The following is a 16,800-nucleotide window of genomic DNA, read 5'->3' on the forward strand; positions in this document are numbered from 1 at the left end:
TACAGACGACGGCGTAAGGCCGAGTCAGCGTGGCCCGATCGCACACCATCAATCTCAACTTCATCAGCATGACGACATTACCCATTACTACGTCTGTTTTCGACCTGTTCAAGGTCGGGCCGGGTCCGTCCAGTTCGCATACCATTGGCCCGATGAAGGCGGCCTTTGATTTCCGGCAGCGGCTGGCTCAACTTCCGGCTGATGTCCAGCAACAGGCTGATGCGATTCATGTTTATTTGTATGGTTCGTTGAGCGCAACCGGCAAAGGGCACGGAACCGACCGCGCCGTGGTGGCGGGTTTGCTGGGCTGGCAACCCGAAACGACGGACCCCGTTGCAATGCTGAATCTGTTACGCGACCCAGTGGTATCGTATCCCGTTTCGATGGGTGATCGCTCGGTTGATGTCGGCGCATCGCACATTCATTTCGAACGGAAACGGTACGATTCTCCCTACGCCAACACGATGGTGCTCAAGCTAACGGCAGGTGATCAGGTATTGGCCGAAGAAGAATATTATTCGATTGGGGGCGGGTTCATCATTCGCAAAGGCGAACCCGAAGCCAGCGCTAACACCTATAACGTGCCCTACCCCTACAGCACGATGGCCGAGCTGAAAGAGCAGCTTACCGCCAATGCCATTTCGCTGGATGAACTGTTGATGGCGAATGAAATGGCATTGACTAACCGGAGCCGCACAGACGTGAACCAGCGGCTCGACCGGATCCTGGATTTTATGCATAAGGCCATCCGGCGGGGCCTGAAACAGAAGGGTGTACTGCCCGGCAATATCAGGCTGAGCCGCAAAGCACCCATTTTATTCCAGCAGGCCAAAGCTATGAGTCATCCGGGGGCGGACCTCCGCTCAGACAGTTTCCTCATTTTCCTGAACGCTTACTGCCTAGCCGCATCAGAAGAAAACGCGGCCGGTGGCATCGTTGTTACGGCCCCGACCTCGGGCGCGTCGGGCGTTATTCCGGGATTGACTTTCCTGGCCAAACATCATTTTCAGTACGACCGAGCAACCATGCGGACGGGTATGCTGGCGGCAGCCGTTATTGGTTTTCTGATCAAGCACAACGCCAGCATTTCGGGAGCCGAAATGGGATGCATGGGCGAAATCGGTTCGGCTTCGGCGATGGGGGCGGCTTTTCTGACCCGTTGTGCCCAGTCGGTCAGTGATATTGGCCCCATCGAAGCCGCAGCCGAAATCGGTATCGAGCACCACCTTGGTATGACCTGCGACCCCATTGGAGGCTACGTGCAGATTCCGTGTATCGAGCGCAATGCCATGGGAGCGGTGAAGGCCTACAATGCTTATTTGCTGGCGACATCGGGAGCCGCATCATTCCAGAAAATTTCGCTCGATGCGGTCATCAAGGTTATGAAAGCCACCGGCCGTGATATGTCGACCAGATACAAAGAAACGTCGGAGGCCGGACTGGCCCTGAGTGCCACCGAGTGCTAGGTACTTATACCGCGCTATTTCTGACAGGCGCCAAGAATCGACCTGGCGGGGGTGAAAAAGAAGGCTGGCACTACGCCTTTCTCTTTTTCACCCCCGCTTTCTTTTTGTTCCCCCGGTCGATTGCTTTAAACAATTGGTGGTATTTACTACTTTTTCAATGCATACGCTTACTAACACAGTCTAGCACGGACTACATCATGACTAATATATATACACCCCAGCAGCAACGTATTCTGCTCATTACAAGCCTGATTGTTATTGCAGGCTTCATCATTTTCGGCTTGAGCGGCTACATATCGGCCTTTCTGGGAGCCGCGATTCTTTACGTAGTTTTCCGGCCCTGGTTTACAGCGCTGGCCATCAAACGAAACTGGAGTCGGCCGCTGGTGACGACGCTTATCATTATTTTCTCCGTCGTGGTGATCATCATGCCCTTTTTAACGCTGAGCCTGCTGCTGATTGATCGCATTCAGTACTATTCCCAGCACACGGAAGATATTCTGAATCTGGCTAAGAAAGCCGAAGAACTGACGGGTTATCAAATTACCAGCCAGGAAAACATTCAGACGGTTCTTCGGCAGGGCGGTTCGTATGCCAGCCGACTACTACCTTCACTGGCGGGGGGAGCACTGGACTTCATCGTTATCCTCGGCCTGATGTTCTTTACGCTGTATTTTATGTTCGTGCAACAGGACGCTTTTCAGAAAGGACTTAAAAAGTACCTGCCTTTCAAATATGATACCCAGAAAGAACTCGGCGAATCCCTTAAAAACAACGTCAATGCCAACGTACTTGGACAGGCACTGGTCAGTTTTGTACAGGGCCTTTTGACTGGTGCCACATTGTGGGTATTTGGTGTTCCGGATGCTTTATTCTGGGGAACGGTGGCCTTTTTCATGGCGTTTATTCCCGTACTGGGCACTCCACTGGTGTGGGGGCCAGCCGGTTTGATTCAGCTATCACAGGGCAATACGGCTCAGGGCATCGGTATTCTGGTCGTGGGCGTTGTCGTTATCATTAACATTGACAATCTGCTTCGGATTATGCTGGCCAAGCGCATGGGCGACATCCATCCGCTTGTAACCCTGGCCGGCATTGTACTGGGGGTTCCCATTTTCGGCATCCTGGGGCTGGTCGTCGGGCCGCTGCTTCTCTCCTACTTTATTGTACTGATCAACGTATTCGAGCGGGACAATAAGAGTCAGGAAAAAGAAGTCGCGCTGGCCCAGGAACGAATAGCGAAAGAAGTTGCCCTGAAGAAATAGTTACTTCAGACTGTGGGATGGATGCGCCGTTGGAAAGATCACTAGCGCGTCGTAGCCCAGAATTGTCCGGCGAAGATCAACATCATTGATGTTGATCTTTTGCTTTTGCAGGGCTTTCCGAATGGGCAACAGATTGAAGACAACCCAACTCTCGCCTGGTGTGACCTCGAAGAAAGGTTTCAGGAACTTCAGTTCCCCATCGACGGGATCGAGCGGACGCTCCGGCAATGCCTTGAAGGGGCTTCCCTGGATTCCGTTTTTGCCAAAAATAGCGATGTGATAAGTGCCTTTGTAGTCGCTTTCGGCAAGGTTACTGAGCAAATTTCCACAGTCATAAACCGTCAGGTAGCTTTCCCCGCGGGCGCAGTGCATGGCTCCCAGTTTAACCAGTACCTTCTTGTCTTTTATGGCCGACGCGTAAGCCGCCATCAGCTGGTGTTTCATCAACTGCACCCGCAGGGCATGGCTCTGGCTCTTGTAAATTCGGGCCGACAATTGAATATCATCCAGTGTTTGTTTTTCAGAAACGGTCATTGGCTCTTTTGCTAAATCGGCCAGGTCCTGCTCGAATACAGCACTTTGCATGTACATGGGATGACTCAGATCGGCAGCGGCTTTCATGGCCGAAAGGGTAGCCCGTTCGGCCATGTCGGCATAACGCTGACGCACACGGGGGCGGGTAGCCTTATGGGCCAGGTCATCGTAAAGCAGTTGATCAGACATCATCATAACCTGGTCAAGACCAATCAGCGACGTATGCCTGCGGCTCGCTTCCTGAAGCATATGAAATTCCTCCTGCAAACTATAGAAAGACAGGGCGGGTCCGGCCTGAACGGCCCATTTCTTGAGTAACACCGTATCCGTTTGCGCAAGCTTCTGGGTAAGCATCCGGGCAATGTACGGGTCTACTTCCAGCGCAAAGGTGTTGAACGAAGTGGTTTTCAGTACCTGTTCCGTGAAGTAGGGGATTTCCGCCATGAAGTGGTCTTCCCCGATCAGAACGTGCTGATTCTCCTTAACGCCTGCCTGGATCAGGTCCCAGCCCTTACCCGTAAAACCAGTGGGGCTAGGTTGTAACAACAGGGTATTTTCGTTTAGCAGACGCGTCCACAGGGTGTCGGGTTGCTGGGCATATGCGGTGGAGATAGTAATTAGAAAAACAGCCGATAGTATGTATTGAACGATGCGAGACATTGGCACTGGTCTGTGAGTTGGGGTAGGTACCCGATTGATTGAAATAGTGTATAAAAATGGCTGTGAAGGGTGGGATAGTAACGGTCTGATTCCGGTACTATCCCACCCTTCACAGCCATTTTCGGTTTAACATACTCGTTATTGACGCGTTACTTTGCTGGCTCCCGATGTTTCCGAATCCAGCGAACCAACCTGACCCAGCGTAGCGTGACTGGCTCCGCTGGCATCTACCGAAGCTTTACCAACATTCATGTCGGTGGCTTCGATTTTACTGGCTCCGCTCAGGTCAACGTCTAACTGGGTGGCATGCCCCCGCAGCACGGCATTGGAGGCACCCGACAACTGGATGGTCAGCTTCTCCACCGATCCGTCGAAAACAGTCCGGCAGGCACCGCTCATGTCAATATCCAGGTTTTTATAATTACCGAAACCGACAAGACTGGCTTTGGACGCACCGGATAGTTTCAGCTCGTCGATGTTCGGAACGGTAATGGTCAGGCCGACGCGTTTGCGGTTATTCCAGTCGAACAGGCCGCCCTGCCGGTCAATTTTCACCTCCAGCGTGCTGCCGTTCACCCGAACGTCCATGTCGCTCATGTCGTCCTCACGACCGTCGGCAATAACTTTAAAAGTATCGCCCTTGCGGAACCGGACAACAAACGCACCGGCAATATTTACTTTCGAGAAGGCGGTCACGTTGAACTGGCGTGTATGGTCACCAATGCGGTCGAAATCATCGCCGAGTTCGCTGGCTACGGCACTTTGTACATCGTCGGTCAGGTCCGTTACGTCGTTGTCTTCATCCGTACCATCACGGTCTTTTTCGCGGGGGTAGTTGATACAGGCCAGCCCCTCTTCTTTGGTGAACTTCCAGAGGCTGGACGACATCCGTTCCAGTTCCCGTTCGCCAAACTCGTTCCGGATGTAGCGGGCAAAGTCTTCCGTCATCCGGAAGGGTTTACCGTACGGAATCATCAGGTCCATGTCCAGATCCTGCGCCCGGAAACGGGCTCTAGGCAACAGTTCCATCGAATTATCGAACCGCACCACCGAATCCCGGATGACATAAACATAGCGAACCTGCCGGGCGTTGGCCTGTGCATCGGCGCGGCTGCGGCCCTGCGCCCGAAACGTCTGAACAAGATTCAGGACTGATCCTTCGTACCCTTTCAATTCAATTGACGGACGATCATTCCAATTATCATTATCATAGTCGACGTCATTGATCGCAAACGTCGGTACGGCGGCCGGCACATTCAGCACCTTGGTTTCTTCAACCGTACCCCGGCGCTGAAAACTGCTGATCAACGGTGTTATCGTGCCCCCAAAGATGACCAGACCAACCAGCCAGATGCCGCCCAGCGTCAGGGCCGTCCGTGTCGAAATAACCGAGCGTGTGGTGATCAGCATGATGCCTAGCACCGCCAGCGCGAAGGCCGGAATAAGCCCCACCACCACCGCCGACAGCACCGTTGGAAGGGTTACGTCGGCCCGAATCAGGTCAGTCGGAAACCCACCGGGGCCAATGGCCGTACTCGACCATATGCCAATGGCGGCTCCAATAAACGCAAGGCAGGCAATCATGAGCGAGAAGCCCAGCAGCAGCATAATGACCCCCGCAAACACCCGGATCAGCGATACAACACCGTTCAGGAGTGGTCCCAGCGCGCGGCCAAGTCCGCCAATAATCGTGGCGATGGCCCGGAAAGGAAACAGCAGAATTCGGGTCAGGGCGCTTTCGTTCGTAGCAGTTTCGTTAATATTCAGGTTTTGTTTAATGCTGTTTTCAATATTGAACAGGGTGATGGGCTGGCCCTGCATTTCCATCTTTTCGGTAAGCGTATTGGCCGTTGGGGCAATCATCCAGAGAACGATGTACAGCAGAAAACCCACGCCGAAGAATACGATACCCAGTACAAACAACAGGCGAACAATACCCGTATCGATGCCGAAATAGGCGGCAATCCCGGAAGCAACGCCCCCCAGTACTTTGTCTTCGGGATTGCGGAAAAACTTCTTGACGGTTTTATCTTCCTCAATCGTTACAACGCCGGGCAGCGCAATCCACATGGCAATGTACACGATGAACGTGAACCCGCTCAGTCCGCCGAAAAACCCATCCGGGCCATTAGAAGCTCCACTTAGCGCCGGTAGACCAATAAACAACCCAACAAAAATCAGCCGTACCCACACCACATCCATGTTGAAATAGTGCGCCAGCCCGGCACAGACGCCACCCAGGGTTTTCCGGCGCACATCGCGCACCAGCCTCCGGGGCTCCTGATACACACCGGGGTTAGGAGGTGGGGTTGCAAATGTGGCTCCTGCTGACCCACCCGCCTGACTGCTTCGGGTTTGCGCGCTTCCCGCCGAAGAGGCCGAATGCCGACCGCCGTTGGTGACCAGCACTTCTTCTTCCTCTACGGCCTCAAAATCCGCAACCGTCCCCATAGCCGCAACGAGTTCATTCACATCATCGAGCGAGACAACCTGTTTGTCGGCGGCTTTCAGTTTGGCCAATAGCTTTTCGGCAATCCGGTTTTCGATATCCGTGACAATCTCCTGGCTGTCTTCGTAGGTTGAGAAATATTGCTGAACCGTAGACAGGTAGTTCTTTAATTTATCGTAGCCATCCTCTTCGATATGAAAGATGACGCCACTAATATTGATACTGATGGTCTTTTTCATTGCGATCCGACGTTGCAGGTTTATGAAGATAGAGTAGGTTAAGTGTTGGCTGGAGGAGTAATTGGTTCGGGGGAGGGCGACACGGTCACAGCACCATTCGTGATTTTTTTGTGCAGCTCAACTTTCCCGATAATCGAGTTGACGGATTCGGCAAGCTCCTGCCAGGTATCGTTGAGAGCCTCCAGCGAATTTCGGCCAAGATCCGTCAGGATGTAATATTTACGTGGTGGCCCCGACGTAGATTCTACCCATTTGTAATCGAGCAGACCGGCATTTTTCAAGCGGGTTAGCAAGGGGTACAGGGTACCCTCTACCACCATGATCCGGGCGGAAGTCAGCTCGTCGAGCATATCAGAGGCATATATTTCACCTCTCGATATGATATGCAAAATGCAGAACTCCAGAATCCCCTTCCGCATTTGCACCTGAGCGTTTTCTATATTCATCGGTGTATTGGCTTTCGTTAATTTCCTAAATCAAAGGTACAATAAGGTACTATGCGATGCAAGGTACCTTACTATTTTTATTCCCATTCCGGTATTGATGGCAAAAAATAGGGATGAATGGCTTGTGATGAGTACCGTCACGCATTTGCTTTTTCGAGCATTCGACAAAACCCCAATAAGACTATAGCAATAAACTATATAACAATGCAGCAAAAACAGCGACCATTGATCAACGATCGGTAAAATTTTCCCATATTTGCAACATTGTTGCATATTCAACTTTTAGTTGGTACCGCTCCTTAGCTGACGTACCGCTCCGTTTTTTTATGAAAACCACTTTATTGAGGCAAAAAGCAGACTACATCGGTATCACTGGCTCCGTCCTCTGCCTTGTTCACTGCCTTATCACGCCCGTACTGGTCTTAACGTCCACCCTGCTCAATCACGACACGCTTCGAGTTGGTTTCTTAAGCCTGGATTATCTGTTTATCGGCATCAACATCGTGGCCGTCTGGTCGGCTTCGCGGCATACGTCCCAGCTGATTCGCCTGGCACTTTGGAGTTTTCTGGTACTGTTTGCCCTTGGCTTATGGCTGGAGGATATACCAGGGTTCGACTACGTAGCCTACGCAGCCTCGCTGGGCCTGGTGATTACGCACCTGGCGAACATCCGGTATTGCCGCACGCACCATGTGCACTAGGTCAGCCTTACTCATTTCGATCAGTACTAATCAGCTTTCGTATGAAGACTCCATTTGTTTATACGCTCCTTCTGACCAGTATTTTGGTAGCCTGCTCGCCATCGGACAAGAAAGACCCGCTGCTGGCCGAAGCCACTCAGTATCACCAGCAAGCAACTGACATTCAGGCTGTTGTTGAGCCGCAAATCGAACAAATCGATTCGCTCAAAACGATTCTGTCTGCTCAGAAAACGGCCGCGGCTCAGGCCCGCGCCACGACCCTCGACAGTCTGAAAGCAGCTTTCGCCGACTGGGAAGAAAACCTGGTTGAAGTGCCTGGTATGCCGCATAATCATACCCACGAACATGGCGAACATCACCATCATACCGATGCTACGCTTAAAGATCTGCCCGCTGAACAGATGCGCGATCTGCAGCACGAAACGCTGAAATCCATTCAGCAGATTCAGTCCCGCCTGGATGCGGTGACGAAATCCATTTAGTCATCAACGAACCAATTATCGATGAAACAAGTCATTACCCTCTTTTTAATTCTCATTACTTCTTATCTCCGGGCGCAGACTATTTCAGGTACCGTATCGGATGCCATTACCGGCGAGCGGGTGGCGGGTGCCACCGTTCGCTTACCCGACAGCGACAAAGGTACCATCACCGACACGCTGGGACAGTTTTCCATAACTGGCCGAGGAACGCTTATCGTATCGTTCCTCGGCTATAAGACCGCTCGGGTTCGGGCCACAGACCGGCCAATGACCATCGAACTGGTTCCCGAAGCGGGCGAATTACAGACCGTTGAAGTCGTCGGACGATCAGCGCGTGACTATACGAGCGAGTATTCGTTTTCGGCCACCAAAATTGCGGCCCTCAACAAGGATATTCCGCAATCCATCAGCACGGTTACCAAAGAACTGATCGCTGACCGACAGGCATTTCAACTGGCCGATGCAGTAAAAATTGTCAGTGGGGTCATTCCGTCGAGTTTCTACAATCAATACGCCATTCGGGGTATCAGTCAGAATGAAGAAGGCCAGCTCGTCAACGGGATGCGGACCCGGCAGTACTACTTTCTGCAACCACTGACCACCAACATCGAGCGGGTAGAAGTTATCAAGGGACCAGCCAGTGCTTCGTTTTCATCAGTGGATCCGGGGGGGAGTATCAACCTGGTGACCAAAAAACCGCTGGCGACCAACCGGCGGGACGTGAGCCTGAGCGTAGGTAGCTTCAGCACCATTCGGGGAACGCTGGATTTTACGGGACCGCTCAACGACAGCAAAACCCTGCTGTATCGTATCAACGGAGCTTATCAGGAAGCCCGCAGCTACCGCGATCTGGTCAGCAATAAATCCTTTTTAGTTTCTCCCTCCTTCTCGTACGTCCCCAACAAGCAAACGTCCATCAATGCGGAACTGATCGTCAGCAACATGACGGGCAACCTGGATCGGGGACAACCCATTTTCGGGGCCACGGCGGGTGTAACGGACCTCAACAGTACACCCATTAGCCTGAATCTGGGCGCGCCGAACGATTTCTTCAAGTCGAAAGAGTTGATCCTGACAGGCAATCTCGCTCACAAATTCACCGACCGGATTACGTTCACCACGGCGTACATGAAACAAACCTGGACGGAAGATCTGCAGGAACACCGCACTACCAATGCCTTTGCGGTCGACCTGACGGGAAAGCCCGTTACGTCGCTGGCGGCCATGCAGTTTGTGCAGCGAAAGCAGTTCTGGAACGTCGATAACCTGAACAGCTACCTTAATGTCGACCTGAACACGGGCCAGGTCAGTCATAAACTATTGGTGGGGTACGATCTTCACCGCTGGCAGAAACTGAAAGGGGGCGGGCAAAATGCGGCCCGTGGCTACCTGCTCAAGGACGGAACAGTGGCCGCTGCGTTTGTGCCCGCCAATGCAGCTAATTACCAGACCATTGCCGTTGGGGGCAGTACACTCCCCCGCCCCAATGTCAACCACTTCGACCTTAGCAATCCGAGCTATACGATTCGTAATGTGGACGATTATGTGCTGAATGTGCGTACGGCTCTGCAACCTGCCCTAACGACAACCCAGGCGATTTACGTACAGGAACAGCTCAAATGGAATCGGCTGACGCTGCTGGCGGGGCTCAGACAGGAATGGTTCGACGACATAACCAACTACGGGGCACCCGGTACGATCACCGTCACCAAAACGGCGCTACTACCCCGGCTGGGTCTGACGTATGCCGTCAATCCGAGCGTAAACGTGTATGGCACGTACCTGCGAGGTTACCAGCCTCAGTCGAATACGGTAACCCTGATACCCGTTGCAGCCCCGGCAGGCAGCACATTCGACCCGCTGGAGAGTGATTTGAAAGAAGTGGGTGTAAAGACCGATCTGGCCGGTGGACGGCTCCGGGTTACGTCGGCCCTTTATGAAATCAACCAGCGCAATCTGCTCATGAATGCCAACGACCCGACCAATCCCGATCGGCTGGTAACGCGCGGAGCCGAACGCAGCCGGGGCTTTGAGGTTGATGCGGCTGGTTACTTGACACCCAACTGGCAGGTCAATGCATCGTACAGTTACATCGACGCGATCATCCTGAGTGATGCCGACGAAACATTGATCGGTGCCCGAAAACAGAACACCCCCGTCAACAGCGGCAATCTCTGGACGCGGTACAATTTTACGGCCAATTCGCCCTTGAGCGACCTGGGTATCGGGCTGGGTTTTCAGTACAGTGGCAGCAAGATTCCCTGGTTTACGCGCGCCTTCGAGGTACCCGCCTACACCACCGTCGACCTGGCGCTGTACTATACCCCCGCGAAAAGCAATGTCCAGGTGGCACTAAACGTCAACAACGTAACCAACCAGACCTACTGGACGGGGGCGCAAACGTACCTGCGCTTGTTTCCGGGTGCCCCCCGCAATACGATGCTGACCATGACCTACCGCTTTTGATCTTACGCCCTATGCTACGAACGGAACGACTGATTGCCCGCCAGGTATGGGATACCGCCTTTAAAAACCGGGCCATTTTCGGCTTACTCATCGGTATTGGTCTGCTGCTTGTTTATGCCGCGATAGCTGGCTGGATGACCTTTCAGCAGCAGACCGCCATGGGCCAGAAGTACCAGCAACAGGCCCGCCACGACTGGTTGAGCAACCCCGACAAGCACCCGCACCGCATGGCTCACTACGGTCATTTTGCGTTCCGGCCGAAAGCCCCGCTAAGCGTGTTCGATTTCGGGATGGAGAATTTTCTGGGCAATACCCTCTTTCTGGAAGCGCACAAGCAGAATACGGTCAACTTTTCGGACGCGGGGTTTTCGACGGGGATGCTGCGGTTTGGCGAGATCAGCCTGGCAATGATTCTGCAACTCCTGCTGCCCCTGCTCCTGTTTTTTCTGGGCTTCGGAACGGTAGCTACCGAACGCGAAACGGGTACGCTGAAACTGGTCCTGAGTCAGGGCGTAAGCTGGCAACAACTCATTACGGGCAAGAGCCTGGGCCTGGTGTCGGTAATGCTTGCCCTTTTTGGCCCGGTCGTGCTGACCACCAGTTTGCTCTGTTTCAGCTTGCAGGGGGGCATTTTCACCGCCGATCAGGCAATCCGGCTGGTGTTGCTGATGCTGGCTTACTTTCTGTACCTGACTTTCTTTTGCGTCATCGCCGTCCTGGTATCGGTCCGGAGCCAGACAGCCAAAACCGCCCTGGTATCGCTCATTGGCCTCTGGCTGATGCTTACGCTGGTGCTACCCAGGGCATCGCAGGCCTTGGGGTCTTATCTACATCCGGCCCCCTCAAAAGCAAGGTTTCTGGCAGCCATTCAGGCCGATGTCTTACTGGAAGGCGATAGCCACAACCCTAACGATCCGCATTACAAAGCCCTGAAAGATTCACTCCTGGCCGCTTATCAGGTCGCTACGGTGCAGCAACTGCCGATCAACTACAGCGGGTTTGTGATGGCCGAGGGCGAGAAAATCAGTGCTCACCTGTACAACGAGCATTTCAATCAGTTGCTGGCTATTTACGACCAGCAAAACCGCTTCTCGAAAGCAATGGCATTCCTGAATCCCTACCTAGCCATCCGGAATTTGTCCATGGCGCTGTCGGGAACGGACTTTGCCAGCTATGTCGATTTTCAGCAGCAGGCTGAGCAGTACCGTTATGACATGGCCCAGACCATAAACGATCTGCAAATTCGCTACATCAGCAACAAGAAGCTGGGACCGACCGACAAACCGTATCAGATCGACCATAAATACTGGCAGCAAATCCCCGATTTTACCTACCAGGCACCGGTAGTGGCGAGCGTTTTCCGGCACGAAATCATTTCGCTGCTGGCCTTTGCCTTCTGGTCGGTGCTGCTGGTAGTCATTGCGGGTCGATTGACTAAAACCTTAAAAGCAATCTAACATGATCCGGCTTGTATTCACTAATTTCATTCGTTCCGGTGGGGTTCGGCTCGGACTCGTTTTTCTGCTGACGATCGGTCTTGTCTCCCTGTTCGTGGGCAACCAATTCAATCAACGGCAGCAGCAGGCCGTAGCCGATGCCACGGCTTTTCAACGGCAGGATTTTCCAAGAAATGCTGCGCTGCACCACGACGATCTTGGTTTGCTACTGTACTACCTGAAATTCTCGGTCATTAATCACACCCGGCCGCTTACGGGCCTGTCTATCGGGCAGCGCGACATCAATGCGTCGGTGCAGAGCGTTACGCTTCGCGCGCTGGAGGGGCAGAAATACGATGCCGACCTGACCAACCCCGCCAATCTGCTGTTGGGCAATGTCGATTTCAGTTTCGTACTGATCTACCTGTTTCCGTTACTGATCATTGCGTTCACCTATTCGATTATCTCGGCCGAAAAAGAGAATGGCACCTGGGCCATCATCGCTACGCAGTGCCAGCACCTGATCAGATTTGTTAGCCAGCTTTTCTTCATTCGTCTGGTAGTAGTCCTGTCGGTTCTGGGGTTCATCTGCGGGCTGGCCGTTATCATGCTGGGTATCCCGTTGAACAGCGCATTCGGGTTGTTTCTGACTATGTCGGTGTTGTATGTGCTGTTCTGGTTCAGCGTCTGTTTTTGGGTAGCCTCGTTGCAACGGTCGTCCAGCACCAATGCCATGCTGCTGCTAAGTATCTGGCTGGCCCTGCTGATCGTTATCCCGGCCCTGGTCAACAATTACATGCTGATCCGCTATCCCGTGCCGGAAGCCCAGGCCACTACGTTGGCTCAGCGCAAAGGCGTTCACGAAAAATGGGACATGGATAAGGCCGCAACGGTCGAAAAGTTCTACGCGCATTACCCTCAGTTCCGGCAGGTGCCCGTGGCCGATATGCCCTTCGACTGGCGCTGGTACTATGCCATGCAACAGGTAGGCGACGATGAGTCGGCTGGTCAGGCGGGCGAGCTCCGGCGCAAGCTACAGCAGCGCGAGACGGCCGGGCGTATTCTTGCCCGGTTCGTACCAACGCTGCACACCCAGCTTCAACTCAACGAACTGGCCCGGTCGGGCCTGGGCAATCATCTTCGCTTTCTGGACTATACCGGCCGATTTCACGAAAAAATGCGGCTGTATTTCTACCCTAAAATTTTCCGTAATGCCCCCGTTTCGGCGGAGAAGTGGATCGCTTTTGCCATCGAAACATTTGCCGACACTATCCCCATCAGCCCGATTGCTGTTCTGGGGCCACTCCTGCTGTTCACTGCCCTGTTTGCCGGGCTAGGCTGGTTCCGGTTCCGGCAAACGATTTTCAATCCATAACACCCAGACCTATGCTGCAAGCCATCGACCTGACCAAACAATACGCGCCCACCCTGCCTCCTTCGCTCAACAACCTTAATCTAACCGTTCGGCCGGGCGAAATTTTCTGTCTGCTCGGCCAGAACGGAGCAGGCAAGACGACAACCATCAACCTGTTTTTAGGATTCGTCAGACCCACATCCGGCGAGGCTCTTCTTAACGGCCTGAGCGTGGCTGAACACCCGCAGGAATCAAAGAAATTTCTGGCTTACCTCCCCGAAACGGTTATGCTGTATCCGCACCTGACGGGTGTGGAAAATCTCCGTTTTTTCTCCGCACTGGCCGGATTTCGGTACGGCGATAACGAACTAAGCCAGTACCTGAATCAGGCCGGTTTGCCGCCTGACGCGCACCAGAACCGAGTAGGTGTTTACTCGAAGGGAATGCGCCAGAAGGTAGGCATTGCCATTGCCCTGGCCAAACAGGCGAAAGTACTGCTGCTCGACGAACCCACCAGTGGCCTCGACCCCAAAGCCAGCAATGAGTTTTCCGATCTGCTCCGAACATTGAGTGCGAGCGGAGCGGCTATCCTGATGGCGACTCACGACATTTTTCGGGCCAAAGAAGTGGGTACCCACATCGGCATCATGCGCCAGGGCCGCCTGATCCAAACTCTGTCCACCAACGATCTGACTGCCAACGAACTCGAAGCGATCTACCTGCAAACCGTCTGAACCAGGCAACGCATTGCTGCCATGACCGGAAGCCAGGTACGATCAACTGCCTCATAAGTGATTACCGAATTCACAGCCATACAGGCTAAACGCACAGTCGGATCTGTATTCTAAAAAAAGGAGTTGACCTTTGCCGTTGTTCTCCATCGGCATGAAAAAGATACACCTACCGCTGTTCCTTCTCCTCGTAGCCCAGACCGTTTACGGGCAAATTGACTGGGGAGCGTACTCCCAGAGTTTTTCACACGACATCCGGCATGATGCGTCATCCCTGTCGCTCATCGTCGCTATTCCCAAGAATAATAACTCGTTCTGGGACCTGGATGCTAACAGCCGTCATTTCTATGCGTTGGTAAAGGACGCTGCTTTCCAGACAATTCGGCCGAATAAGCTGCTTGCCCGCACGACGTTCGATACGGCACGGGCGCAGTTTTTTCTGCACGGCGTGAATCCGACGAACGCAGCGGACTACCAGTTTCGTGTCGTGGAATACCCCACCAACCGGGTTCTGGTACCATGGCAGCGCATCAGCCGATTTACGGATTCTACACTTATTAAGGAATCCGGATTATCCCGGATGGCTTATCTGGGCGGTTATAAAGCTCCGCTGAATCACTCGCTGATCGTCGATGTTCGCCATACCGGCACCAGTCAGCTTATCAGGACTTCGCTGGTTAGCTGGGTTTCGATAAAACCCGTCATTACCAGTGTTTACACCTCTGACAATCTGGACGCTTTTTTGAGAAAACTCCAGTATCCGTGGGCCAGAGAACCTGATTCGGACCGGGCGATTCGGCCATCGGACCCGCTGATATTACCCGCTACCAACAGGAACCTGGTCCTGCTGCTGGCGGCAAAAATCTACCAGAAAGAGCAGGTGCAGTATGAGCTGGTACGCAATGGCCGGGTGGTGAGGCCCTGGAAAAATAACGACTACGACAACAGCTTTATCTGGCTCAAAGACTATACACCCGGCTCCTATCGGCTAAACATTCGCTACACCGTTCAGCCTCAACATGTCAGGACGTATCGTTTTGAGGTAGCACCAGCCTGGTACCAATCCTTGGGCTTCAACATTATGGTTGGTGTATTTCTTTTTGCCTGTTTAGTCGCCTTCTTCTTCTTGATGCTTTATCTTCGGCAACGACAAAAAAGTCGCCAGGCGCTGGCAAACAAAACCAAGCTGCAACTGGAACTGAAGGCCATTTATGCCCAGTTGAATCCTCATTTTGTCTTCAACGCCCTGAGTTCAATTCAGGGGTTAATCAACAAGCAGGATATTCAGGGTGCCAACAGCTATCTGTCTGATTTTTCCCGGTTAATGCGCGAGTCCCTGACAAACAGCCATAAGGAAGAAATTTCGTTGCATGAGGAACTACAGGGACTGGAAACGTACCTGAAACTGGAGCAGCTTCGGTTTGGGTTTACTTACCAGATCACCCTGGATAAGTCGATCAATCGATACGACAGCAATGTTCCTGCTCTGCTCTTGCAGCCTCTGGTGGAGAACGCCGTTAAGCACGGTGTTGCCTCTTTAGGAAAGGCCGGCCAGATTCATATTCATGTCGACAAAACCGGTGATACCCTGATTATTCGTATTACGGACAACGGAAAAGGGTTCCCGGCGGAGGCTTCGTCAACCGGATTTGGCTTGAAACTAACCCGCGACCGCATTAGTCTGTTAAATGAGTTAAACCGGGAGCAGCCAATCCATTTTGAGGTGGTTCCTGACTCGGCCAAAGGCACCGAGATCATTCTCCGTTTTACGCACTGGTTTGCATGAAGGCCATCCTGATTGACGACGAAATCCATAACCTGGACAACCTGCGAGAACTATTGAGGCTGTACTGCCCGCAGGTAACCATTGGCGGTAGTGCCACGAGTGCGGAAACGGCAAAAGCGCTGTTGTACCAGCATCAGCCGGATCTGGTATTTCTGGATATTCAGATGCCCGGCCAAACGGGTTTCGATCTGTTGCGCAGCCTTTCCGTCCACAACTTTGAAGTAATCGTTGTTACGGCTTATGATCAGTACGCCATTCAGGCGATGCGCTTCGCGGCAGTCGACTATTTACTGAAACCAATCGACATAGGCGAGTTGCAATCGGCGGTTGATAAAGCCATAAAACAACGCCGGCTGAAAGTACAGAGCCAGCAGCTGGAGAATCTGCTGCACTTGCTGAAATCACAGCAAACAAATGAGGAACAGCGCATTGCGCTGGCCACTACCAAAGAAACCCGATTGGTAAAGGTCAGTGAGATTTTTCGCTGTGAATCGTCCAACAACTACACCACCTTCTACCTGAGCGGTGGCGAAGCGTTGCTGGTTTGCAAACCCATTTATGAGTACGAGGAACTCTTGAAAGACCACGGGTTTCTGCGCTGCCACCAGTCCCACCTGGTCAATACGAAGTGGATCAAAAGCTGGAAGAAAGAGTTTGGTGATTTCCTGTTATTAACCGACGGAGCCGAAATACCGGTTTCACGCGGCAAGAAAGATGCGATCCGGCAAGCATTGAACCTTTCCTGATCGGGATACACCTGTAGACAATCAGGAAGAGCTACCCGA

13 protein-coding genes are annotated in these 16,800 nt (G+C 52.9%); 10 read left to right on the plus strand and 3 right to left on the minus strand.

The genetic code is table 11. The annotated features are described in order from the left end of the window. The first annotated feature begins 68 nt into the window (after positions 1-68). The gene (locus ACYU87_RS03730; protein WP_461132678.1) at positions 69-1,466 is read left to right on the plus strand and encodes an L-serine ammonia-lyase; all 1,398 of its coding nucleotides are present in this window, start codon (positions 69-71) and stop codon (positions 1,464-1,466) included. Between the two features lie 197 nt (positions 1,467-1,663). Then, a complete protein-coding gene (locus tag ACYU87_RS03735; RefSeq protein WP_461132679.1) occupies positions 1,664-2,731 on the plus strand; it encodes an AI-2E family transporter in 1,068 nt (355 codons plus the stop codon). Here the strand turns inward: ACYU87_RS03735 and ACYU87_RS03740 are convergent, their stop codons facing one another. From ACYU87_RS03740 to ACYU87_RS03750, 3 genes are all read right to left on the minus strand, one after another. After that, positions 2,732-3,925: a hypothetical protein gene (locus tag ACYU87_RS03740; protein ID WP_461132680.1), complete on the minus strand. Its 1,194-nt coding sequence runs from the start codon at positions 3,923-3,925 to the stop codon at positions 2,732-2,734. 138 nt (positions 3,926-4,063) lie between these two features. Further along, positions 4,064-6,613 carry a PspC domain-containing protein gene (locus ACYU87_RS03745; protein ID WP_461132681.1) on the minus strand — a complete coding sequence of 850 codons (2,550 nt, stop codon included), beginning with the start codon at positions 6,611-6,613 and terminating at the stop codon, positions 4,064-4,066. A 38-nt stretch (positions 6,614-6,651) separates the two neighbouring features. Further along, positions 6,652-7,059: a PadR family transcriptional regulator gene (locus ACYU87_RS03750; protein ID WP_461132682.1), complete on the minus strand. Its 408-nt coding sequence runs from the start codon at positions 7,057-7,059 to the stop codon at positions 6,652-6,654. A gap of 326 nt (positions 7,060-7,385) precedes the next feature. Between ACYU87_RS03750 and ACYU87_RS03755 the strand changes: the two genes are divergently transcribed. The 8 genes from ACYU87_RS03755 (at position 7,386) to ACYU87_RS03790 (ending at position 16,761) form a co-directional block, all read left to right on the plus strand. Then, positions 7,386-7,760, plus strand: a complete 375-nt coding sequence (locus ACYU87_RS03755) for a MerC domain-containing protein (RefSeq protein WP_461132683.1) — start codon at positions 7,386-7,388, stop codon at positions 7,758-7,760. Positions 7,761-7,801: 41 nt separating this feature from the next. Continuing rightward, the gene (locus ACYU87_RS03760) at positions 7,802-8,242 is read left to right on the plus strand and encodes a hypothetical protein (RefSeq protein ID WP_461132684.1); all 441 of its coding nucleotides are present in this window, start codon (positions 7,802-7,804) and stop codon (positions 8,240-8,242) included. A 21-nt stretch (positions 8,243-8,263) separates the two neighbouring features. Beyond that, the gene (locus ACYU87_RS03765; protein WP_461132685.1) at positions 8,264-10,708 is read left to right on the plus strand and encodes a TonB-dependent siderophore receptor; all 2,445 of its coding nucleotides are present in this window, start codon (positions 8,264-8,266) and stop codon (positions 10,706-10,708) included. A gap of 11 nt (positions 10,709-10,719) precedes the next feature. Further along, positions 10,720-12,165, plus strand: a complete 1,446-nt coding sequence (locus ACYU87_RS03770) for an ABC transporter permease (protein ID WP_461132686.1) — start codon at positions 10,720-10,722, stop codon at positions 12,163-12,165. Between the two features lies 1 nt (position 12,166). Further along, the gene (locus ACYU87_RS03775; protein WP_461132687.1) at positions 12,167-13,519 is read left to right on the plus strand and encodes a DUF3526 domain-containing protein; all 1,353 of its coding nucleotides are present in this window, start codon (positions 12,167-12,169) and stop codon (positions 13,517-13,519) included. Between the two features lie 11 nt (positions 13,520-13,530). After that, positions 13,531-14,232 (plus strand): ABC transporter ATP-binding protein, encoded by a 702-nt coding sequence (locus tag ACYU87_RS03780; protein WP_461132688.1) that lies wholly within the window; start codon positions 13,531-13,533, stop codon positions 14,230-14,232. A gap of 151 nt (positions 14,233-14,383) precedes the next feature. Then, entirely contained in the window at positions 14,384-16,015 is a 1,632-nt protein-coding gene (locus ACYU87_RS03785) for a histidine kinase (protein ID WP_461132689.1), read from the plus strand. Next, a complete protein-coding gene (locus ACYU87_RS03790) occupies positions 16,012-16,761 on the plus strand; it encodes a LytR/AlgR family response regulator transcription factor (protein ID WP_461132690.1) in 750 nt (249 codons plus the stop codon). Before ACYU87_RS03785 ends, ACYU87_RS03790 begins: the two co-directional genes overlap by 4 nt. Positions 16,762-16,800: the final 39 nt, after the last annotated feature.

This window comes from Spirosoma lituiforme (assembly GCF_054776635.1).

What these genes read in the sequence shown, in the direction of transcription:
- ACYU87_RS03730 (WP_461132678.1), top strand. Translation starts at nt 69, where the DNA reads ATGACGACATTACCCATTACTACGTCTGTTTTCGACCTGTTCAAGGTC.
- ACYU87_RS03735 (WP_461132679.1), top strand. Translation starts at nt 1,664, where the DNA reads ATGACTAATATATATACACCCCAGCAGCAACGTATTCTGCTCATTACA.
- ACYU87_RS03740 (WP_461132680.1), bottom strand. Translation starts at nt 3,925, where the DNA reads ATGTCTCGCATCGTTCAATACATACTATCGGCTGTTTTTCTAATTACT.
- ACYU87_RS03745 (WP_461132681.1), bottom strand. Translation starts at nt 6,613, where the DNA reads ATGAAAAAGACCATCAGTATCAATATTAGTGGCGTCATCTTTCATATC.
- ACYU87_RS03750 (WP_461132682.1), bottom strand. Translation starts at nt 7,059, where the DNA reads ATGAATATAGAAAACGCTCAGGTGCAAATGCGGAAGGGGATTCTGGAG.
- ACYU87_RS03755 (WP_461132683.1), top strand. Translation starts at nt 7,386, where the DNA reads ATGAAAACCACTTTATTGAGGCAAAAAGCAGACTACATCGGTATCACT.
- ACYU87_RS03760 (WP_461132684.1), top strand. Translation starts at nt 7,802, where the DNA reads ATGAAGACTCCATTTGTTTATACGCTCCTTCTGACCAGTATTTTGGTA.
- ACYU87_RS03765 (WP_461132685.1), top strand. Translation starts at nt 8,264, where the DNA reads ATGAAACAAGTCATTACCCTCTTTTTAATTCTCATTACTTCTTATCTC.
- ACYU87_RS03770 (WP_461132686.1), top strand. Translation starts at nt 10,720, where the DNA reads ATGCTACGAACGGAACGACTGATTGCCCGCCAGGTATGGGATACCGCC.
- ACYU87_RS03775 (WP_461132687.1), top strand. Translation starts at nt 12,167, where the DNA reads ATGATCCGGCTTGTATTCACTAATTTCATTCGTTCCGGTGGGGTTCGG.
- ACYU87_RS03780 (WP_461132688.1), top strand. Translation starts at nt 13,531, where the DNA reads ATGCTGCAAGCCATCGACCTGACCAAACAATACGCGCCCACCCTGCCT.
- ACYU87_RS03785 (WP_461132689.1), top strand. Translation starts at nt 14,384, where the DNA reads ATGAAAAAGATACACCTACCGCTGTTCCTTCTCCTCGTAGCCCAGACC.
- ACYU87_RS03790 (WP_461132690.1), top strand. Translation starts at nt 16,012, where the DNA reads ATGAAGGCCATCCTGATTGACGACGAAATCCATAACCTGGACAACCTG.